Raw genomic sequence first — 21,051 nt, 5'->3', positions numbered from 1 at the left:
CGCCCGGCGCTAGAATACGCCCTCCTTTCTAGCAAACGCAGGAACGATGTCCCACAACACCATCGCGATCAACCAGCGCATGGACAAGTTCGACGGCCACGAAAGCGTGTGGCTGTTCGGCTATGGCTCGCTGATCTTCAAGGCCGACTTCCCCTTCATCGAGCGGCGCCCGGCCAGCATCACCGGCTGGACGCGTCGCTTCTGGCAAGGCTCGCACGACCACCGCGGCACCGAGACCGCACCCGGCCGGGTGGTGACGCTGGTGCCGGACCCGGGACAGGTGTGCCACGGGATGGCCTACCTGGTCACGCCGGAGGAATTCGCCCACCTGGACCATCGCGAAAAAAACGGCTACCTGCGCCTGGCCACCGAAATCGCCTTCGAGGGCGCCGGCAGCGTGGAGGGGCTGGTGTACATTGCCACGCACGAGAATGCGGCTTATCTGGGGCCGGCCAGCGAGCGCGACATTGCGCGCCAGATCGCCGCCTCGCGCGGGCCAAGCGGGCCGAACAGCGAGTATCTGCTGGAGCTGGCACAGGCGCTGCGCGAGCTGGGCAAGTTCGATCCTCATGTGTTCGAGATCGAGCGGCATTTGCGGGAATTCATGGCGGGGTGAGGCGTCCCGGCGCCGAGGCAAGCGAATCGGCTGTGTCAGCGCTGGTTGAACGCGTGGGGCGAAGCTCGGCAATGCCCAGCTGAGCGGGCTTCCCACGCTACACGGATCGGCGCGGCGCAATACCCATGTCTTCGAGCCGCATCAGGATTTCGGTGCGGCGTTCGCGCTTGATGTCGATCCAGTTGCGCCCTTCGATCGCGCCGATCAGCGCGTACAGCATGTTCAGCCCCAGCCCGGGCACCTGCGGCAGCAGGCTTGCGTACATCAGGAACGGATCGGCGGCGCGCAACGCGTCGGGCGTGTGGATGCCGACCAGCGGCAGCCATTGCTCGCAGCGTGGCCCCAGTCCCTTCATGTCACGCAGTCGCTCGGGCCGTGGCGCCATGGCGGGCCTTCAGCGTGCTTCGAGCACGCGCCGCACCTGCGCCGCGCGCTCCTCGACCGTGCCGGTCACGACGGTGTAGGCGATGCCGCGCGCGTCCAGGTCGTCCAGCACCAGCTTCTGGATGCGCCCCCGCCATGCCTCGTTCTCGCGTGCCGGGTCGTATTCGTAGGGAATGTCGTCGGCGCACACGAAGTGGTGCGCGTAACGCAGCTTGCAGTCGTCCGCGTAGCGCAAGAGTTCTTCCGGCGCTTGCTTGATATGGCCGAAGCAATAGCCCAGCAGCAAAGTCGTGAGCGCACTGGTGTCCACGAACAGGTAGCGGCGCGCCCGTGCCGCGCCCTCCGCTTCGGCCTGGCGGTGCTTGACAGCGATGTCAACGTAGTCGTCGACATTCAGCTGCCCCTTCTTTTCTTCCCAGATGAAGCGCCCGATCTCGGGCACGTACACCGTGTCAAACTCGTGCGCGAGGTACTGGGCAAGCGTCGACTTGCCGGTCGATTCCGCGCCGACAAACACCACCTTCTCGACCATTTCCGCTGCCGCGTCCCGCTCTGCCATAAGCCTGTTCCTGGATTTTCCAACCAGCAATCGTAGCCGATCCGGCCAAGGAGCGCCAAGCCGGCCGCTTCTTTCAGAACAGGTCCAGCTGCCCGGTCGCGTTGCCGGCCTGCTTGCCAGCCGAGGGAGGCACCACCAATGGCCGCCGGAATTGCGACACGTCGAGCTTGTCGAAACGTCCGCGCAAGCCGCCCATGCCCAGCCGCTCCACCGTCTTGGCAAAACGTTGCTGGATCAAATCAGCCCAGACGCCCTCCCCGTGCATGCGTTTGGAAAAGTCACTGTCGTAGTCTTTGCCTCCGCGCATGTCGCGCACGCGGTTCATCACGCGCGCGGCGCGCTCGGGAAAATGCGCTTCCAGCCATTCCTTGAACAGCGGATTGACTTCCCAGGGCAAGCGCAGCACCACGTAATGCGCACCCACCGCTCCCGCGTCGCGCGCGGCTTCGAGGATCTTTTCGATCTCCGGCTCGGTGACGAACGGGATGATGGGCGCCACCGACACGCTGACCGGAATGCCGGCCTCGGCCAGCGTGCGGATGGCGCGCAGGCGGCGCGCGGGGGCGGCTGCGCGCGGCTCGAGCGTGCGGGCGATCTCCGGGTCGAGCGTGGTGAGCGTGATGGCTGCGCAGGCCAGCCGCTTTTCGGCCATGGGCGCGAGCAGGTCAATGTCGCGCTCGATCAAGGCGTTTTTCGTGATCAGCCCAACCGGGTGGTTGCACTCGTGCAGCACCTCGAGCACCTGGCGCGTGATCCGGCGCTGCCGCTCGCACGGCTGGTAGGCGTCGGTATTGACACCGATGGCAATGTGCTCGGGCACGTACGAGGGCGACGCCAGCTCGCGCCGCAGCAGGTCCGGCGCGTTGACCTTGGCAAACAGCCGGGTTTCGAAATCGAGCCCCGGCGACAGGCCCAGGTAGCTGTGCGTGGGCCGCGCAAAACAATAGATGCAGCCGTGCTCGCAACCGCGGTAGGGATTGAGCGACACATTGAACGGCACGTCGGGCGAGGCGTTGCGCGTGAGGATGCTTTTGGCGTATTCGTCCGTCACCACGGTACGGACGGCCGGCGCTTCGTCCTCGTCGCCGGCAACCCAGCCGTCCTCGAAACGTTCGCGCTGGTCCAGCTCGTAGCGGCCCTGGATGTTGGACACGGCGCCGCGCCCCTTGCGCGCGGCAAGCGGGCGCGGGGGCAGCATGGGCTGCCCCTCGATACTTTCCCTGTCAACTTGTCGCTCGCGCTCGGCCACCGCTCCACCTGTACTGTACGTTTATACAGTATCTTACGCCGCGCCTTCCGTGAATTCAAGCGTGACGCGCGAACGCTGCCTGTTGTGCAACGAAGTTGTCGAACGCCGTCAGCAGCTGGTGGCAAGCCTGCTCGTCGCCGCCAAGCTGGCGCAGTGCGTACGCCGCCGCTTCAAACGTGGACAACTGGTGCGGCGCGTGCGCCTTGCGTATCCGGTAGGCCGACGCTGGCACCTCCGACAGGGCCAGCCGGGGCAGTCGCTGCAGGGCCGGGTTCAGGTACAGCATCTTGCGGCTCTTGCGCCAGGTGGCGTCGAGCACGACCAGGCGCAGGCGCTGCGGCGCCGATAGCAGCGCGTGGTCGGGCTCGGGCGGCGGCGCAATGCCGGCCTGCGCCGGCGTGGGCGGATACAGCAGCAACGGCACGCGGCCGCCGGCGTGCAGCATCGCCTCGAGCGCCTGCGGGTCGAATGCCTCGCCTACTTCGATGCGGCTGCCCGGCACGCACAGGTGCAGCAGCCGGCCGCTGTTCTTCGCGTTGCCGGCTTCGAGCGGGTGCAGCAGGACGAGCAGCTCGACCGCCGCCTGGACGCGCACTACCGCCGTGCACATGCAGGCGCTTTGCGCGCGCAGGCAGACGCCGCAGGTGGCGCGGCGAGGCGGGATGGTATCGGTCATGCGGCGGCACTGGTGGTCAGGGCCGCCGATTGTAGCAGTCCTGTCAGCCCTGCTTGCCGCGCAGGCCCTGCAGCGCGCCGCTCCAGGCCACCACCTGGTCGAGCATTGCCGTCACCGACTTCTCGTGGTGCGCGGCCGGCTTGAAGGTGGCGAAGTTCTCGAAATCGGTGAACAGCGACAGCATCACTTGCGCGCGCACGTCGGCCACCATCAGCTCGCCCATCACCAGGCGCAGGTTCTCGATCGCGCGCGCCCCGCCCGCGCTGCCGTAGCCGACGAAGCCGGCAGCCTTGTTGTTCCACTCCTTGTACAGGAAGTCGATCGCGTTCTTCAGCGCGCCCGACGTGCCGTGGTTGTACTCGGGCGTGACGAACACGAAGCCGTCGTACTGGCCGATCTTTTCGGCCCACGCCTTGGTGTGCGGCTTGGAATACTGGCCCATCGACGGCGGCACCGGCTCGTCCAGGAGCGGCAGGTTGAAGTCCGCAATGTCCACCAGCTCGAACGCCGCGTCCGAACGCAGCCTGGCGATGTCCATCACCCACTTGGCCACGTCCAGCGCCTTGCGGCCCGGGCGCGTGCTGCCGACGATCACCCCAATCTTGACCATGAATTCCTCCTACAAGTTGAACGACGATCTGGTCATTCTAACCACATTGGCACGCACCGTGTGCACGGCGGTTCAGCGCGCCGGCGCCCAGCCGCCGCCAAGGGCACGGTACAGGTCCACATGCGCGCCCAGCAGGCCTGCGCGCAGCTGCAGCACGGTCTGCTCTGCAGTGAACAGGTTGCGCTGCGCATCCAGCTCTTCCAGGTACGAGGCGTAGCCGTTCGCATAGCGGTTGTGCGCAATGCGCAGCGCCTCGGCCGCCGCCACCCGGCGCGCGTCCGCTTCGACGATCTGCTCGCCCAGGCGGCGAATGCTGGCCAGCGCGTTGTCGGTCTCGGCAAACGCAGTGCGCACCGTGGCTTCGTACGCGAACACGGCGCGGTCGCGCACCGATGCCGCGATGTCGGTCTGAGCCCGCAACCGGCCTGCGTCGAACACGGGCGCAAGGATGCTGCCGCCGATCGACCACAGGGCCGTTGGGTTGCTCAGCAGCTCCGGCAGGTTCGAGCCCGCGCCCGAGAGCGCCGCCGAGATGCGGATCGACGGCAGCAACTGGTCGCGCGCGACGGCCAGGCTGGCGTCGGCGGCGGCAACCGCGCTCTCCGCCGCCGCCACGTCGGGCCGGCGCCGCACCAGTTGCGACGGCAGCCACGGCGCGATGGCCGGCGGCGCCAGTTCGGCCAGCGGCAGGCCGCGCGCCACCACACCCGGGTTTGCGCCGGCCAGCAGCGCCAGCGCGTTTTCCTGCAGCGCGATCGAGCGCTCCAGCTGCGGCACCACGCCGGCGGTCGTCCGGTACTCGGCCTCGGCCTGTGCCAGCTCCAGCCGCGACGAATAGCCGACTTCGAACTGGCGCCGCGCCAGGTCGAGCGAGCGCCGGCGCGAGACGAGCGTGGCGCGGGCCAGCTCGAGCTGCGCGTCGAGCCCGCGCAGGTTCAGGTAGCCGTTGGCGGTATTGGCCGCCACCGACAGCGCCGTCGCATCGGCCAGCGCCAGCTGCGATTGATAATCCAGGCGCGCGGCGCGCGTGGTCGCCGCGGCCCGGCCGAACACGTCGAGTTCGTAACTGGCCTGCACGCCGGCCGTCACCGAGGTCACGACCGTGGGCGATCCGGTCGAGCCGATGGCTTCCGCGCGTGACGGGCCGCCGCTGGCGGTGAGCATGGGCCATTGGCCGCTTGCCGCCACCGTGATGCGGGCCAGGTACTCCTGCAGGCGCGCCTGCGCCGTGCGCACGTCGGCGTTGCGCGCCAGCGCCTGCTGCACCAGGTTGGCCAGCGCGGGATCATGGAAGGCCTGCCACCAGTCGCGCTCCACCGGCGCGCCCGGGCCGACCGCCGTGCGCCAGTGGGCCGGCATTTGCAGCGTCGGCGCGGGCGCGGGATGGCGCGGCAGGCTGCACCCGGCCAGCAGCGCCGCCAGTGCCGCCAGCGCGGCGCGCTTCATTGCTGCCCCTTGGCGCCGGTGTCGATGCTGGCTACCACCGACATGCCCGGCCGCAGGCGCGCAGCCAGCTGCTGGCCCGGATCGACGCTGATGCGCACCGGGATGCGCTGCGCGATCTTGACGTAGTTGCCGGTCGCGTTATCCGGCGGGAGCACCGCGAATTCCGAGCCGGTGGCGGGCGAGATGCGCTCCACATGCCCGCGCAGCGTGGCGTTGTTCAGCGCGTCCACCGTGAAGGTGACCGGCTGGCCAACACGCACGTTGGCCATCTGCGTTTCCTTCAAGTTGGCGATCACCCACAGCTGCGGCGGCACCAGCGCGGTCAGCTGGGTGCCGGCGTTGACGTAGGCGCCCAGCCGCACGCTGACCTGCCCCAGCTGGCCGTCACGCGGCGCCACGATGCGGGTATTCGACAGGTCGATCTCGGCCAGCCGCACGGCCGCTTGGGCGTTGGCCACGGCCGCCTCGAGCGAGGCGCGGTTCACGCCAACCGACGTGAAATTCTGGCGCGCGATCCCGAGCGCGGCCCTGGCCTGCCGGGCCGCCGCCGTCGCCTGCGCTGCCGCCGCGCGCGCCGCGTCGCGCTCGCGCACCGACAGCGAACCGTCGGCCGCCAGCTCCTCCACCCGCGCCAGGTCGGCCCTGGCCTTGCGCTCCTGCGCCAGCGCCGAGGCCAACGCAGCCTCGTTCTGCGCGATCGTCTCCTGCGCGCTGGCATGCGTCTGCGCGTAGTTGGCCAGCGCCGCCTGCTGCGTGGCCAGCTGCGCGCGCGCCTGCTCCAGGCGCTGGTGATAGATGCGGTCGTCGATGCGCATCAGCAGTTCGCCCGCGCGCACATGCTGGAAGTCCTGCACCTTGACCTCGACCACGTAGCCCGACAGCTGGGGGCTGATCAGCGTGATCTGTCCGTGCACCATGGCGTTCTCGGTGCTTTCGACCGCGCTGTGGAACGGCGGCAGGTTCCACGCGTACAGCACGATCAGCACGCCCACGAGCGCAAGGCTGCCGAAAATGAGCGCGTTGAGCAGCAGGCTGCGGGCCGGGTTGACCGGTGCGGGAGAGGTCAATGCGTCGGCCATGTCAGTCGGTCACCTGTTCGGTTTCTGGTTGGGCGCCCGGGGCAGCGGGGGGCGCGGCCGGGGCCGGCGGCGCGACATAGGTCAGCCATGCGCCGCGCCCGAACACCCACAGCGCGTGCAGCGAGGCGATGAGGGCAATGAGCAGGAACACATCGTTATAGGCCAGCACATTGGCCTCGCGCGTGGCGCTCGATGCCAGCGACGACAGGCCCAGGTGCGCGCGCGCGGCCGGGTCGGTGGTGGCGCGCACAAACGCGGCGCTGCCGGCCTGCAGGCGCGCGATCACGTCCGGGTCCAGCGCCGACAGCTGCTCGACCAGCACGTTCGAGTGGAATTTTTCGCGCCACACCTGAAAGGTGCCCAGCAATGAGGTTCCAATCAGCCCGCCCAGGTTCTGCGTCAGGCTGAACAAGACCGAAAAGCTGATCAGGTTGCCGGGGTTGGCGATCACCTGCCCGATCAGCGACACCACCAGCGGCCCCAGGAACAGCGCGCCGCCAAAGCCCAGCATGCCCTGGCTGATGTACATCTGTTCAGGCCGGGTCTGGCTGGTGGCATGCGAATCGATGAACGCGCCCAGCGCCATGATCACCAGCGCGATCGCCTGCGGCGCCAGCAGGTGCTGCAGGCTGGTGGTGGCCGCGGCCACTACGATGCCGGCGATCGTGGACAACAGCACCACGGTGAACAGGGTCGCCAGCTCGTCATTGTTCAGGCCCACCGAGCGCATGAAGTTCACCGCGCCCACGCCCTGCTCGGCCAGCACCACGCGCACCAGCAGCATGCCCAGCGCCAGCCGCAGGATGCCGCCGTTGGTCAGCCAGCGAATGTTGAGCAAGGGCGTACGCCGGGTGTGCTCGACGAAGAAGGCAGCCAGGATCAGCACCAGCGCGCCGGCCAGCGCCAGCCCGACCCAGGGCGTGTCGGTCCACCACAGCACGCGGCCGAAGGTCAGCCCGGCGCACAGCAGCGCCACTCCCGGCGCGAACAGCGCAAAGGTCACGAAGTCGAGCGGGCGGAACGCCTTGTAGTGGTCGCCCGGCGGCAGCGGCAGCGCCAGCACGCAGGCCAGCGCCAGCAGCGTGAGCCCGAGCTCGAACACATACAGGCCATGCCATTCGCCGAACTGCAGCAGCTCGCTGGAAAAGATGTAAGCCAGCGGCAGCGGCAGTTGCGCAATGCCCAGCGAGACCACGGTACCGCGAAAGCGGATCGGCTTGGGGAAGGCCTGCAGCGTGTAGTACAGCCCGAGCGTGGACAGCGCCGCGCCCACCATGCCGTGCGCGGCGCGCACCGCGATCGCCGAGCCCAGCTCGCCCACGAACAGGTGCGCGAACGTGACCAGCGCATACAGCACCAGGAACAGTTCGGTGAACGCGCGCAGCCCGAACTGCTGGCGAAATTTCACCAGCAGCAGGTTCATCGAGGCATTGGTCATCACGAACGCGGCCGGCAGCCAGTTGGTCTCGGTAGCGTAGGCGCCCAGCGTGCCCTGCAGGTTGACCAGGTTGGCGGTGACCAGCGCATTGCCCAGCCCGCCCGTGAGCGTGAGCAGCGTGCCGACCAGGAAATAGGCCACGCGCACCAGCGGAAGATGCGCGGGCGTGGACGGCGAGCCCGGCAGCACGGGGCGCTCGTCCGGATGCCAGTCGCGCGGCGCAAACCTGCTCATCGGCCCTCCCCGGCCTGTCGTATTGCCCTTCTGTCCACTTGGCGTATCCCCAGTCCAAGCCAGCCGTAGCAAATTTGGCACGACGCGAAAATTTACTTCCGGAACTGATCTATTGGATATTGCTCCGCTTTTTCTAGGTGCCTAGAATCAAGTTCATGCCGCTCGGCAATTTGTTACAAATCGCCCCCGACACCTAGAGTTTCCATGATCCGAGTCCGTCTTTCTGTTCGCAAGATTACATCCGCCCTCGTCGCCGCAATCGCCTTGCTGCCGGGCTTGGCAATTGAACAAGAGCTTCAGCTCGACTACCGCCTGAACGAGCACATCGTCCTGATCCCCGCCGGGCCCGACCACCAGGCCATGATGGAGACCACGGTCTTCACGCCCAACGGTCCGGGGCCGTTCCCGCTGCTCATCATTAACCATGGCAAGGATCCGGGCCGCCCGGACCAGCAACCGCGCGACCGCTTCTATCATATGGCGCACGCCTTCGTGGCGCGCGGCTATGCCGTGATCGTGCCGATGCGCCAGGGCTTTGCCAGCTCGACCGGGCGCTACCGGGACCACGGCTGCGACATGACCGCCAACGGCTACACCCAGGCCAGCGACATCCTCGACGCGCTCAACTACGCGCGCGAGCAGCCCTGGGTGGACCCGCAGCGCATCGTGATCGCCGGCCAGTCGTACGGCGGGCTGGCCACGATCGCGCTGGGCACCCAGCAGCTGCCGGGCGTGCGCGGCCTGCTCAACTTTGCCGGCGGCCTGCGCGACGAGGAATGCAGCTGGCAGCGCGAGCTGGTGAGCGCCTACGCCAACTACGGCGCCAACGCCAGGATCCCCAGTCTGTGGATGTACGGCGCCAACGATTCGCTGTTCGGGCCGGAGCTGGCCACGCGCATGCACGACGCCTACCTGCTGGCCGGCGGCCAGGGCAAGCTGGTCGAGTACGGCGCGTTCAAGCGCGACTCGCACGGCATGCTCGCCAGCCGCGACGGAGAAAAAGTGTGGCTGGGCGAGACCGAGGAATTCCTCAAGCAGGTCGGCATGCCGACCAAGGTGCTGTACAACGTGCCCGAGCCGCCGCAGCCGCCCAAGACCGACTACGCGAAGGTGGACGACGTGGACGCCGTGCCTTTCCTGACCGACAACGGGCGGCGCGCCTACCGCGACTATCTGACCAAGCTGACCCCGCGCGCGTTCGCGGTCTCGCCCACCGGCGCCTGGACCTGGGCCGAAGAAGGCGAGGATCCGGAAGGCCGCGCGCTGGCCACCTGCTCGGCCAAGAGCAGCAAGCCGTGCCACCTGTATTCGATCGACGACTACGTGGTATGGAACGATGGCAAGCTGGACCAGGCTGACAAGGCTGCGCTGACGGCATCCGTGACGCCGGCGGTGGACAGCAACGCCAAGGGCGCAGTGGGTGGCACGGTCGGCAAGTCGGCAAATTAAGTTCGCACTTCGCGTCGGGCGGGTTCTCGATCCCACCCTGCATTTCCGATACTCAACAAGCGCCCGCTCGTGCCCGCTTTTCAGATGTAGAACAAACCACGGCGCCGGCTGACCCCGGACAATGTCGGAGGTTTGAACACATCCGCTGGAGAGCCCCATGTCGCGATTCGCCCAAGGTGTCGCACGCGCGCTGCTTGCCGCGGCCGCGCTGTCGCCGTGGCTGCCCGCCGCGGCGGCCAACAACGATCCCGTGATCCTGGTGCACGGCTTTCTCGGCTTCGGCCCCGAGCAGTTCCGCGAATCCGGCTTCAGGTACTGGGGCGGCTACGGCGACATCGCCGCCCACATGCAGGTGTACAAGGGCCCGCACGCGGTGTTCGCGGCCGGCGTCGGCGCGATCAGCTCCAACTGGGACCGCGCGGCCGAGCTGTACGCGCAGATCAAGGGCGGCTGTGTCGATTACGGCCAGCAGCACGTGGTCAAGTACGACCCGCCGGGCCAGCCGCAAAAGCCCGCCGGCAAATGCTGGTCCGCCGATGCCGCGCACAACCCCGAACACTACCCGCTCGCGTTCTACCCGCAATGGGATGCCAGCCACCCCATCCACCTGATCGGCCACAGCCAGGGCGGCACCACCATCCGCGCCCTGGTCGAGCTGCTCGAGCATGGCGCGCCCGGCGAAGGCGACGGCGAGCTGTTCAAGGGCGGCAAGACCGGCTGGGTAAAAAGCGTGACCACGATCTCGGCGCCGCACAACGGCACCACGCTGCGCGACGCGATCCTCGACTTTCTGCCCAACCTGCATACACCGCTGCGCGACATGTTCGACAACGACATGGCGCACTGGGAGCTGGCGCCGGACGGCGCGCGCGACTTCAACCTGTGGGCGCGCACCTCGCCCAACGTCTACTACTTCTCGGTCGGCACGCTGGCCACCGAGGCCGGCAGCTGGTGCTGCAACGGCACCGACCGCGCGCTGGCGCCGGTCCAGAACGTGCGCTACCAGTACCCGCGCGAGGACATGATCCCCTACTTCAAGCCCTACGCGGGCGAATGGATCGTGCCCTCGGCCATGCAGCACGGCATGGGCGGCTACACGCAAAACGCGCCGGGGCGCGTGCGCATCGACGAGACCTGGTTCCCCAACGACGGCGTGGTCAACACGGCCAGCATGCGCGCGCCCGCCGGCCACCCGGTGCGCGACTACGACGGCACCGCGCTCAAGGGCAGCTGGAACTTCCTCGGCAATTACCGCGGCTACGACCACTTCGACATCCTCAACTGGCCCAACCCGGGCCCGTCGGCCGACCCGGTCTATGACCGGATCGCGGACATCATCTTTGGGCTGTAGCGGCGCCCCACGCCTGCAGCTGGGGCACGGTCGCGGTCACGCCGCCGCACACGATCACCAGCACGTTCGAAAACCCGGCCAGCAGCTCGCCGGCGCGGTAGGCCAGCGCCAGCGACACCCCGCACGCCGGCTCGACCACGATGCGGTGGTCGTCCATGAAGCGCAAGGCCGCCTGCACGGCGTCGGTATCGGGCAGCACCACCGGATGCACCGGATGCGTCGCGCGCAGAGCAAGTGCCGCCTCGGACACGCGGCGCGCGCCCAGCGAGCTGGCAACGCTGGTAATGGCCGGCAGCTCGATGCGCGCGCCGGCGGCGACCGACTGCGCATACGAATCGGCGCCCTCGGTTTCGACCGCGAACACCGGCACCTCGGCAAGGCCGTTGCGGCGCAGGCCGGCGACCGCGCCGCACAGCAGGCCGCCGCCGCCCACCGACAGGATCACCGCGTCCGGGCGCACGCCGGCACGCACGGTCTCGTCGATCATGCTGGCGTGACCTTCCCACAGCAGCGGATCGTCGAACGGGTGGATGAAGGCGTCGTGCTCGCCCAGCAGCGACAGCGCGTGCGCGTTCGCCTCCTGGAACGAGGCGCCGTGCACGCGGATCTCGGCGCCTTCGCGCGCGATCAGCTCGCGGGCGCGGCTGCTTGCGGTTTCCGGCACCACCACCAGCACCGGCACGCCGAGCCGGCGCCCGCAATACGCAGCGGCGATCCCGGCATTGCCGCCCGACGAAGAGATGAAGCGGCGCGCACCGCGCCGCGCGTAGGTGACGCAGGCGTGTCCGATGCCGCGCAGCTTGAACGAGCCGGATGGCTGCAGCGCGTCCATCTTCAGCCAGATCGCCTGGCCGGCGCGCGCGCCTATGGCGGTGGAGGCCAGCAGTGGCGTGTCGATGTGCAGGTTCATGGTCTGCTCGCGATGCGCAGCGCACGCGCCAGGTCGGCCAGGCGGTAAGGCTTGTTCACGAAAGTGAATTTGTTCAGGTTGTCGTGCTTCTCGCGCAGTTTGGACAGCGGGTAGCCGGAGGCGATGACGATCCGGGTGTCCGGGTACAGTGCGCGCACGCGGTTGGCCAGCTCGATCCCGTCCATCTCGGGCATGACGATGTCGGTGAACAGCACGTCCACCGGGCGCGCCGCCATCAGGCCCAGCGCTTCGCTGGCGCGCGGCGCGGTCAGCACGTTGTAGCCCATGTTCAGGAACAGCGAGGTGGCCATGTCCATCAGGTCGGCCTCGTCCTCGACGATCAGGACGGTCTCGGTGTGGTCCTGATCGGTATGCTCGGCGCCCTCCACCGCGGGCAGGTAGATCGAGATCGCGGTGCCTGTTCCCAGCGCGCTCTCGATTACCACCTCGCCGCCGGACTGCTTGACGAAGCCATACACCTGCGACAGGCCAAGGCCGGTGCCCTTGCCCACTTCCTTGGTGGTGTAGAACGGCTCGAACGCGCGGCGGATGGTCTCGGGCGACATGCCGGTGCCGCTGTCGCGCACCGCCACCCGCGCGTACTGGCCCGCGGGCAGGCCCGGCACATCCTTCTCGCCCAGCCTGGCCTGCGAGGTCTCGATCTTCAGCTCGCCGCCGCCGGGCATGGCGTCGCGCGCGTTCACCACCAGGTTCAGCAGGGCCGACTCGAAGCGCGCGCGGTCGATCATCACGCTGCCCAGTTGCGGGTCGAGCACGATGTCGAACCGGATCGCGGCATTGGCCGCGCGGCGCAGCACCGACTCGAAGCCGGTGATGAGCCGGTTGATGTTGTCCGTTTCCGGCTGCAGCGGCTGCTGGCGCGCGAACGCGAGCAACTGCTGGGTAAGCGCGGCGCCGCGGTCCACCGCGCGCCGCATGCTGTCCAGCGTCTTGGCCTGGGCCGCGCCCACGCCGTGCAGGCTCAGCACCTCCAGCCCGCTGGCCAGCACCGACAGCAGGTTGTTGAAGTCGTGCGCGATGCCGCCGGTGAGCTGGCCGATCGACTCCATCTTCTGCGCCTGGAACAGCGCGGCGTTGGCCTCGGCGAGGGCGTCGGCGGAGGCCTTCTTCTCGGTCAGGTCGCGCGTGATCTTGGCAAAGCCGAGCAGCGCGCCATGCTCGTCGCGGATGGCGTCGAGCACCACATGGGCCCAGAAGCGGCTGCCGTCCTTGCGCACGCGCCAGCCTTCGCGCTCGAAGCGCCCGGCCTGGCGCGCGGCCTGAAGCGCCACCTCGGGCTCGCCTGCTTTGCGGTCGTCCTCGGTATAGAAGCGCGAGAAATGGCTGCCGACGATCTCTTCCTCGGAATAGCCCTTGATGCGCTGCGCCCCCACGTTCCAGTTGGTGACGATGCCCTCGGGCGAGAGCATGAAGATGGCGTAGTCGCTCACGCCCTGCACCAGCAGCCGGAAGCGTTGTTCGCTCTCGCGCAGCGCGTCCTCGGCGTGCTTGCGCTCGGTGACGTCGCGCGTGACCTTGGCGTAGCCCAGCAGCTTGCCGTCCTCGTTGTAGATCGGGTCGATCACCACGTGGGCCCAGAAGCGCGTGCCGTCCTTGCGCACGCGCCAGCCTTCCGATTCGTATTTGCCCTCTGCCAGCGCGATCCCCAGCGCCCTGACCGGCAGCCCGCTGGCCTGGTCCTCGGGGGTGTAAAAGCGCGAGAAATGCTGGCCGATGATCTCGTGTTCGGTGTAGCCCTTGAAGCGCTGCGCGCCCGCGTTCCAGCTCGTGATGTACCCGTTCGGGTCGATCATGTAGATCGCATAATCGTTGATGCCGGCGATGAGATATTGGAATCGCTGCATCTCGTTTAACGGCAACGGTGCGGGATCGCTGTGTGTCATTTGCGCGTGGGGCATTCCAGTCGTCGGGTCAAAATGTATCCCATGATACACCGTGGTTTTGCAAATTGCCGTCCCCGTTGAACTGCGGCCTCAGCCTTTTGCCACGGACCGCAGCAGCCCGAACAGCTCGGCCAGGTCCACCGGCTTGACCAGGTGGTGGTCGAAGCCGGCCTGCAGCGCCAGCGCGCGGTCGGACGGCTGGCCGTAGCCGGTGACAGCGACCAACCGGCTGGCCGCCAGCGCCGGCAGCGCGCGCAGGCGCCGCGCCAGCTCGTAGCCGTCCATGCCGGGCAGGCCGATGTCGAGCAGGCACACGTCGGGCACGTCGGTGGCAACCCGGCGCAGCGCCGCCGCCGAACTGTTTTCCACCGCGACCTCGTGACCTTCGCTCTCCAGCACCATTGCGAGCATGCGCGCCGCATCCGGATTGTCGTCCACCACCAGCACCCGCAGCCCTGGCGCGGCGGCCGGCGCGGCAGGTGCCGGCATCGCGGCCTGCATGCCGCCGTCCAGCAGCGGCAGCACCACCGTGAAGGTGCTTCCCTTGCCCGGCCCGTCGCTGTCCGCGCGCACCTGGCCGCCATGCTGCTCGACCAGGCTGCGCACCACCGCCAGCCCCACGCCCAGCCCGCCCTGCGCGCGGTCGGCGCTGCGCTCGCCCTGCGTGAACAGGTCGAACACATGCGGCAGCAGCTCCGGCCCGATGCCGATGCCGTCGTCGGCCACACGCAGCATCACCTTGCCGTCGCCGAGCGCCATGTCCAGCTGCAGGCGGCCGCCCTCGGGCGTGTATTTGCACGCGTTGCCCAGCAAGTTGGACAGGACCTGCACGATGCGTTTGTGGTCGCCCGCAATGCGCGCCGGCGCGTCCGGCAACCGCACCGCCAGCGTCTGGCCGCGCCGCTCGGCCGCCGGGCGCGCCTGTTCGAGCGCATCGGCCGCCACCGCATGCATGTCCACCGGCGCGCGCTCCATCGCGACCAGGCCGCGGGTGACGCGCGAGACGTCGATCAGGTCGTCCAGCAGGCCGGCCACGTGGCGTACCTGGCGCGTAATGATATCGGCCGCCTGCGCTTGCCTTGCCGGGTCGGGCGGGCCGTGGCGCAGCAGCTGGGCCGCCGCCGCGATCGGGGCCAGCGGGTTGCGCAGCTCGTGCGCCAGCATCGCCAGGAATTCGTCCTTGCGGCGGTGCGCGTCGCGCAGGTCCTCCTCGGCGCGCACCCGCTCGGTGACGTCGATCGCCACCCCGCGCACCGATTCCGGATTGCCGTCGGCGCCGCAGCGCACCTTGCCGCGCACGTCGAGCCAGAGCAGGCGCCCGGTGTCCGGACGCACGTAGCGCACCGTCTCGGCGTAGCTGCCGCGCGCAGCCAGCGCGCCCGCGTGGGCCGCCTGCAGGCGCTCGCGGTCTTGGGGCGGCAGGTGCGCATGCATCTCGGCCATGGTGCCGCCGCGCGCGCCCAGCACGTGCTCGGCGTTGTCCGAGAAGATGACCTCGCGGGTGGCCACGTTCCAGTCCCACACCACCATGCGCGCGGCCAGCATGCCGTCGGCCAGCCGCTCCTCGCTCTCGCGCTTGGCCAGCTGGGCCGCGTGCGCTTCGGTGACGTCGTGGCCCTGCACGAAAATGCCGTTGACCTTGCCGTCCTGGTCGAACAGCGGCTGGTACAGCAGGTCCACGTACGCTTCGGCCAGCGCGCCGTCCGGTTCGCGCTGCAGGTGCGCCTTCATGCCGCGCCCGACGAATGGCTTGCCGCTCTCGTACACGCTGTCCAGCAACTGCGGAAAGCGCTGACCGCGCACTTCCGGCAGCGCCTCGGACAAGGGCCTGCCGATGATCGGGCGGTGCCCCACCAGCTGGTAGTAGGCCTCGTTGACGATTTCGAACACATGCTCGGGACCGTTCAGCACCGCGATGAAGCCCGGCGCCTGGTTGAACAGGTTGCGCAGGTAGCTGCGCTCGCCGATGACGGCGCGCTGCATGGCCGCGTGGCGGCGCGCCTGCTCCACCGCGTCGCCGCTCGCGTCGGGCGCGTCGCCGGCGGCCGGCAGCGCCGTGCGCCGGCGCCGGTCATAGCGGTAGAACTCGGTCACGTCCAGCGCGTTCTGGGAAATGTAGGCAAGCCGGCCCGCGTCGTCGAACACCGGCGTGTGCACGGTGCTCCAGTAGCGCTCCTTGAACCTCGTGTCGTGGCCGTCGCGCTGCGGGATCGAGTAGCGCACGAACACTGCATTATCCGGCTTGCCGGTCGCGATCACCCGTTCGAGCGAAGCGCGCACCTCGGCCACGTTGGTCGATTCCGGGTCATCCGGGTTGGGCGGGAAGGCATCGAAGATCGGCAAGCCGACGATGTCGCCCTCATGCGTCCCCGTCACCTGCAGATAGGCCGGATTCGCGGCCACGATTCTCAAGCCTGGATCGAGCAGCAAATGCGGATAGGGGGACGCGCGAAACAGCGCGGCATAGTCGGGCGAACATGTCATTTTGCAATTGTCCCACAACTCATGCGTGATTTCCTTGCAAATGTTGCGAATTGCCACACTTTTCTCGCAAACTACAGAGTGAAGCTGGGCGTTTTCTCATGCTTTGCATGTAAAATGTGTGACTTGTTTCAGTAGCAGCAACACGTCCCCTCATGACCCAGGCTTCCCCTCCCGTTCTCGACTTGTCCGCCTGTGACAAGGAAGCGATCCGCACCCCGGGCAGTATCCAGCCGCACGGCTTCTTGCTGACGCTGTCGCACGGGCTGGAGGTGCTGCAGGCCAGCGCCAGCCTGGCGCAGTGGGCCGGGGTGGCGGCCGAGGCGGCGGTCGGGCAGCCGCTGGCGCAGGTGATCGGCGAGCACGCCCATGCGCGCCTGGCGCCGGCCCTGTCCGCCCCCCTGTCCGCGCGGCCGTTCTACCTGGGCACCACGACGCTGGCCAACGGCCGCCACTTCGACGTGCTGGCCCACGAGTGGGACGGCGTGCTCATCGCCGAGTTCGAGCCGACCGGGCGCGCCGAGCCGGCCGACTTTCGCCAGCTGTACCCGCTGATCGGCGACTTCCTGCTGAAGGTGAACGAGGCAGCGAGCGTGCAGTCGCTGGCCCATCTGGCCACCCGGCACATCCGCGAGGTGACCGGCTTTGGCCGCGTGATCGCGTACCAGTTCGACGGCGACGGCCACGGGCACGTGATGGCCGAATCGCGCGACCCCTCATACCAGTCCTACCTGGGCCAGCGCTTTCCCGAGTCCGACATCCCGGCCCAGGCGCGCGCGCTGTACACGCTCTCGCGCATCCGCCTGATTCAGGACGCTAACTACACTCCTTCGCCGCTGGTGCCGGCCATGAATCCGGCCACCGGCAACATGAACGACCTGTCGTTCGCGGCGCTGCGCAGCGTCTCGCCGGTGCACCTGCAGTACATGCGCAACATGGGCACGCTGGCGTCGATGTCGGTGTCGCTGGTGGTGCGCGGCAAGCTGTGGGGCCTGATCTCATGCCACAACGCCGAGCCGCGCGCAGTGCCGTTCGAAAAGCGCACCGCCTGCGAGCAGCTGGGCCAGATCCTGGCGCTGTGCATCGAGACGCGCGAAGACGCAAGCGAACTGCAGTTCCGGCTCGAGGTGCGCCGTATCATGGTATCGATGCTGGGCGGCCTGACCAAGGGTGCCGACTTCGTCGACAACATGAGCAGCGTGTTCCCCGAGCTGCTGCGCTTTGCGCGCGCCGGCGGGGTGGCGATCGTCGCCGACGACCGCGTGCTGACCTACGGCGCAGCGCCCTCGCATGCGCAGATCCAGGACCTGGTGGCGTGGCTGGGCATGCGCGGCCACGTCGAGGTGTTCCACAGCGACCGCCTGCCCTCGATCTACCCGCCGGCCCGCGAGATGATGGCGGTGGCCAGCGGCCTGCTGGCGATGCCGATCTCGCGCATCCACAAGCACTACCTGCTGTGGTTCCGCCCCGAGGTCATCCACACGGTCGAATGGGCCGGCGACCCGCGCCACAAGCCGGCCGGCCCCGGCGACCCGGTGCAGCTGTCGCCGCGCACCAGCTTTGCGGCCTGGCGCGAGACCATCCGCGGCACCAGCCTGCCTTGGCACAGCGGCGAGATCGAGCTGACCATCGAGTTTCGCACCGCCCTGCTGGGCATTGCGCTCGAGCGCGCCGAGCAGATGGCCGAGCTGGCCGAGGAGCTTGGCCGCGCCAACAAGGAGCTGGAAGCATTCTCGTATTCGGTGTCGCACGACCTGCGCGCGCCGCTGCGCCACATCGTCGGCTTTTCCGACCTGCTGCTCGAATCGGCCGGCAGCGAGGACTCCGGCAAGCGCGAGCGCTTCCTTCGCAACATCAAGGAGTCCGCGCGCCTGGCGGGCAAGCTGGTGGACGACCTGCTCAGCTTCTCGCAGATGGGTCGCGCGGCGCTGCGTCCGGTCACGATCGACATGACCGACATGGTGGACGCCTGCATCGACAAGCTGGGCCTGGAGGCGCACGGCCGCAACATCGCGTGGGAGATCGGACCGCTGCCCGAAATCTGCGCGGACCCGACCTTTTTGCACCTGGCGATGTTCAACCTGCTGTCGAACGCGGTCAAATTCACCGCCGGGCGCGACCCGGCCGTGATCCGCATCTACGCCGAGCAGACCGACCAGGAAAGCATTTTCCACGTGGCCGACAACGGCGCGGGCTTTAACATGGAATACGTTCACAAGCTGTTTGGCGTGTTCCAGCGCCTGCACCGCATGGAAGACTTCCAGGGCACCGGCATTGGCCTTGCCAACGTGCGCCGCATCGTCGAGCGCCACCACGGCCGGGTGTGGGCAACGTCGGTGCAGGGCGAAGGCGCGACCTTCTCGTTCGCCATTCCACGACAACCAGATATTCAGTAAAAGGCACATATGCTCAAGCCCATCCTGCTGGTGGAGGACAATCCGCACGACCTGGAGCTGACGCTCATCGCGCTGTCCAGAAGCCAGCTTGCCAACGAAGTGGTGATCGCGCGCGACGGCGCCGAAGCGCTCGACTACCTGATGCGGCGCGGCGAGTACGCCGGCCGGCCGGTCGGCAATCCGGCCGTGGTGCTGCTGGACCTGAAGCTGCCCAAGGTGGACGGGCTGGAAGTGCTCAAGGAGATCCGCAGCAGCGCCTCCCTCAAGAGCCAGCCGGTGGTGATGCTCACCTCGTCCAAGGAGGAACAGGACCTGCTGCGCAGTTACGAGCTGGGCGTGAACGCCTACGTGGTCAAGCCGGTGGATTTCACCGAATTCGTGCGCGCGATCGCCGACCTGGGCATCTTCTGGGCCGTGCTGAACGAGCCGCCGCCAGGCTCGCGCCGTTACGTCAAGCCCAAGTGAGCGGGCGCGGCCTGCTGTGTGTTGGAGCGCCGCAGCAGGTGGCGAATGCGCGCGGAGAGCGCGTCCGGGTGATAGGGCTTCTGCAGCAGGTTGACCGAGGCGTCCACCTTGCCCTCGTGTGACAGCACGCCTTCGGCATAGCCCGACGTGTACAGGAACTGCGCGTGCGGCAGCCGCTCGCGCACGATCGCGGCCAGCTCCAGCGCGCTCACCGGCCCGGGCATGATCACGTCCGAAAACACCAGATCGATGTGGCGCCCGCTTTCCACGATGTCGACCGCGGCGCCGGCGTCGTGCGCTTCGAGCACGTAGTAGCCGAGCGCCGACAGCAAAGCGCAAGTCGAGGAGCGCACGTCCTCTTCGTCCTCCACCACCAGAATCGTCTCCAGCCCGCCCAGCAGCGGCGCGCTGGCCGGCGCCTCGGCCTGCGCCGGCTCGGCGTCGCTGCGCGGCAGGTAGATGCGCACGCTGGTGCCGCGCCCCGGCTCGCTCTCCAGCACGATCTCGCCGCCGGACTGCTTGACGAATCCGTAGGCCATCGACAGGCCCAGGCCGGTGCCCTGCCCGGTCGGCTTGGTGGTGAAGAACGGTTCGAACGCGCGCTCGAGCACCTCGGGCGGCATGCCGCGGCCGGTGTCGGCCACTTCGATCATCACGTACTCGCCGGGAGCCACGCCGGCCGGGCGCGCGCTGCCGGCGCCGAGATTGGCCGCGCGAATCGTGAGGGTGCCTTCGCCCGCCATCGCGTCGCGCGCGTTGATGGCCAGGTTCAGCAGCACGTTGTTGAGCTGGTTGGGGTCGGCCGTGGTGCTCCACAGGCCGGGCGCGATCTCGGTGGTCACGCGCGCGCGCGGGCCCAGCACCCGGCGCATCATCTCGTCCATCTCGCGCAGCAGATGGCCCGGGTTGAGCACCACCGCCTGCAGCGGCTGGCGCCGCGCGAACGCCAGCAGGTGCGAGGACAGCTTGGCGCCGCGCTCGACCCCGGCCAGCGCCATGTCCACCCGTGCCCTTCCGGCCTCGTTGATCCCGCCCATTAGCTTAAGCAGCTGCAGGTTGCCGCCGATGATTTGCAGGACGTTGTTGAAGTCGTGCGCGACGCCGCCGGTGAGCTGGCCGATCGCCTCCATCTTCTGCGCCTGGTGCAGCGCCCACTGGCTGGCCGCAAGCTGCTCCTGGCTGTGGCGCAGCGACACGAAGGCGGCGTCGCGCTGGCGCCGCGCCACGCAGGCGCCGCTGTGGTAGCGCACCCGCGCCACCAGCTCGCGCGGGTCGGGCCACTTGACCAGGTAATCGTTGGCCCCGGCCGCGAACGCGCGCGCCTTGATGTCCGGATCGTCCTCGGAAGACAGCAGGATCACCGGAATGTGCTCGGTCGCGGGGTCCAGGCGCAGGCGGCGCGTGACCGCAAAGCCGTCGATGTCCGGCATGCGCAGGTCCACCAGCACCACGGTGGCGTCGACTTCCCGGGCCAGCTCGACCGCGCGCTCAGGGTTGGTGTCAAAGCGCAGCGTGTGCTGGAGACAGTTTTCCAGCCCGTGGGCAATGATGTCTTGCGCGAACGGCTCGTCGTCGATCAGCAGGACCGAGCAGTGGCTGGCATCGTCTTCAATCATGTGTGACTGGCGAATCCGGACAACGTAAATTGTTGCAAAATGTAAAGCGAAGATTTTACAACAACTTTTGTCGCCTGCATCTTTTGGCGGACCAATCGTGCGCGGGGCGCCACCGTGCGCACTGCTGAGTTTTCGCAGAGTCCGCTGATGCGAGCTTATGCACACTGGGTTGAGTCGCGCATCGCACA

General features: G+C 68.3%; 17 protein-coding genes. 5 read left to right on the top strand and 12 right to left on the bottom strand.

The genetic code is table 11. The features are described from left to right. Window positions 1-46: 46 nt before the first annotated feature. Window positions 47-616, top strand: a complete 570-nt coding sequence (locus tag NX773_RS04220; RefSeq protein ID WP_258855104.1) for a gamma-glutamylcyclotransferase — start codon at window positions 47-49, stop codon at window positions 614-616. A gap of 97 nt (window positions 617-713) precedes the next feature. On the opposite strand, the gene NX773_RS04215 is transcribed toward NX773_RS04220, so the two are convergent. The 8 genes from NX773_RS04215 to NX773_RS04180 all read right to left on the bottom strand — a co-directional run bounded on the left by NX773_RS04215 (window position 714) and on the right by NX773_RS04180 (window position 8,291). Next, window positions 714-1,001: a TfoX/Sxy family DNA transformation protein gene (locus tag NX773_RS04215; RefSeq protein ID WP_258855103.1), complete on the bottom strand. Its 288-nt coding sequence runs from the start codon at window positions 999-1,001 to the stop codon at window positions 714-716. Between the two features lie 9 nt (window positions 1,002-1,010). Continuing rightward, window positions 1,011-1,559, bottom strand: a complete 549-nt coding sequence (locus NX773_RS04210) for an AAA family ATPase (protein ID WP_258855102.1) — start codon at window positions 1,557-1,559, stop codon at window positions 1,011-1,013. 73 nt (window positions 1,560-1,632) lie between these two features. After that, a complete protein-coding gene (locus tag NX773_RS04205; protein ID WP_258855101.1) occupies window positions 1,633-2,757 on the bottom strand; it encodes a PA0069 family radical SAM protein in 1,125 nt (374 codons plus the stop codon). A 106-nt stretch (window positions 2,758-2,863) separates the two neighbouring features. Next, window positions 2,864-3,484: a tRNA-uridine aminocarboxypropyltransferase gene (locus NX773_RS04200; RefSeq protein ID WP_258855100.1), complete on the bottom strand. Its 621-nt coding sequence runs from the start codon at window positions 3,482-3,484 to the stop codon at window positions 2,864-2,866. Between the two features lie 43 nt (window positions 3,485-3,527). Further along, the gene (locus NX773_RS04195) at window positions 3,528-4,094 is read right to left on the bottom strand and encodes an NADPH-dependent FMN reductase (RefSeq protein ID WP_258855099.1); all 567 of its coding nucleotides are present in this window, start codon (window positions 4,092-4,094) and stop codon (window positions 3,528-3,530) included. Between the two features lie 72 nt (window positions 4,095-4,166). Then, window positions 4,167-5,540, bottom strand: a complete 1,374-nt coding sequence (locus NX773_RS04190; protein WP_258855098.1) for an efflux transporter outer membrane subunit — start codon at window positions 5,538-5,540, stop codon at window positions 4,167-4,169. Further along, on the bottom strand, window positions 5,537-6,619 hold the full coding sequence (locus NX773_RS04185; protein ID WP_258855097.1) for an HlyD family secretion protein: 1,083 nt from the start codon (window positions 6,617-6,619) through the stop codon (window positions 5,537-5,539). Before NX773_RS04185 ends, NX773_RS04190 begins: the two co-directional genes overlap by 4 nt. A 1-nt stretch (window position 6,620) precedes the next feature. Then, entirely contained in the window at window positions 6,621-8,291 is a 1,671-nt protein-coding gene (locus tag NX773_RS04180) for an efflux MFS transporter permease (protein WP_258855096.1), read from the bottom strand. 276 nt (window positions 8,292-8,567) lie between these two features. Between NX773_RS04180 and NX773_RS04175 the strand changes: the two genes are divergently transcribed. Both NX773_RS04175 and NX773_RS04170 read left to right on the top strand, forming a co-directional pair. After that, window positions 8,568-9,740 carry a dienelactone hydrolase family protein gene (locus NX773_RS04175; RefSeq protein WP_258855095.1) on the top strand — a complete coding sequence of 391 codons (1,173 nt, stop codon included), beginning with the start codon at window positions 8,568-8,570 and terminating at the stop codon, window positions 9,738-9,740. A 157-nt stretch (window positions 9,741-9,897) separates the two neighbouring features. Then, the gene (locus NX773_RS04170; protein ID WP_258855094.1) at window positions 9,898-11,091 is read left to right on the top strand and encodes a lipase family alpha/beta hydrolase; all 1,194 of its coding nucleotides are present in this window, start codon (window positions 9,898-9,900) and stop codon (window positions 11,089-11,091) included. Here the strand turns inward: NX773_RS04170 and NX773_RS04165 are convergent. The 3 genes from NX773_RS04165 to NX773_RS04155 all read right to left on the bottom strand — a co-directional run bounded on the left by NX773_RS04165 (window position 11,075) and on the right by NX773_RS04155 (window position 16,389). Beyond that, window positions 11,075-12,001 carry a pyridoxal-phosphate dependent enzyme gene (locus tag NX773_RS04165; RefSeq protein ID WP_258855093.1) on the bottom strand — a complete coding sequence of 309 codons (927 nt, stop codon included), beginning with the start codon at window positions 11,999-12,001 and terminating at the stop codon, window positions 11,075-11,077. The genes NX773_RS04170 and NX773_RS04165 overlap by 17 nt on opposite strands. After that, window positions 11,998-13,866, bottom strand: a complete 1,869-nt coding sequence (locus NX773_RS04160) for a hybrid sensor histidine kinase/response regulator (protein ID WP_258855092.1) — start codon at window positions 13,864-13,866, stop codon at window positions 11,998-12,000. Before NX773_RS04160 ends, NX773_RS04165 begins: the two co-directional genes overlap by 4 nt. A gap of 129 nt (window positions 13,867-13,995) precedes the next feature. After that, window positions 13,996-16,389, bottom strand: coding sequence for a PAS domain-containing hybrid sensor histidine kinase/response regulator (locus tag NX773_RS04155; RefSeq protein WP_258855091.1), 2,394 nt, complete (start codon window positions 16,387-16,389; stop codon window positions 13,996-13,998). A gap of 152 nt (window positions 16,390-16,541) precedes the next feature. Here NX773_RS04155 and NX773_RS04150 point away from each other — a divergent pair, with 152 nt between their 5' ends. Both NX773_RS04150 and NX773_RS04145 read left to right on the top strand, forming a co-directional pair. Next, window positions 16,542-18,782 (top strand): ATP-binding protein, encoded by a 2,241-nt coding sequence (locus NX773_RS04150; protein WP_258855090.1) that lies wholly within the window; start codon window positions 16,542-16,544, stop codon window positions 18,780-18,782. Between the two features lie 9 nt (window positions 18,783-18,791). After that, window positions 18,792-19,247: a response regulator gene (locus tag NX773_RS04145; RefSeq protein ID WP_258855089.1), complete on the top strand. Its 456-nt coding sequence runs from the start codon at window positions 18,792-18,794 to the stop codon at window positions 19,245-19,247. On the opposite strand, the gene NX773_RS04140 is transcribed toward NX773_RS04145, so the two are convergent. Further along, on the bottom strand, window positions 19,229-20,863 hold the full coding sequence (locus NX773_RS04140) for a response regulator (RefSeq protein WP_258855088.1): 1,635 nt from the start codon (window positions 20,861-20,863) through the stop codon (window positions 19,229-19,231). The two genes, NX773_RS04145 and NX773_RS04140, sit on opposite strands and share 19 nt — an antisense overlap. Between the last annotated feature and the right edge of the window lie 188 nt (window positions 20,864-21,051).

This window comes from Massilia solisilvae, assembly GCF_024753215.1.
Lineage (GTDB): Bacteria > Pseudomonadota > Gammaproteobacteria > Burkholderiales > Burkholderiaceae_D > Telluria > Telluria solisilvae.
The sequence above is the reverse complement of the archived record's forward strand: the minus strand, read 5'-3'. Positions and strand labels throughout refer to the sequence as shown.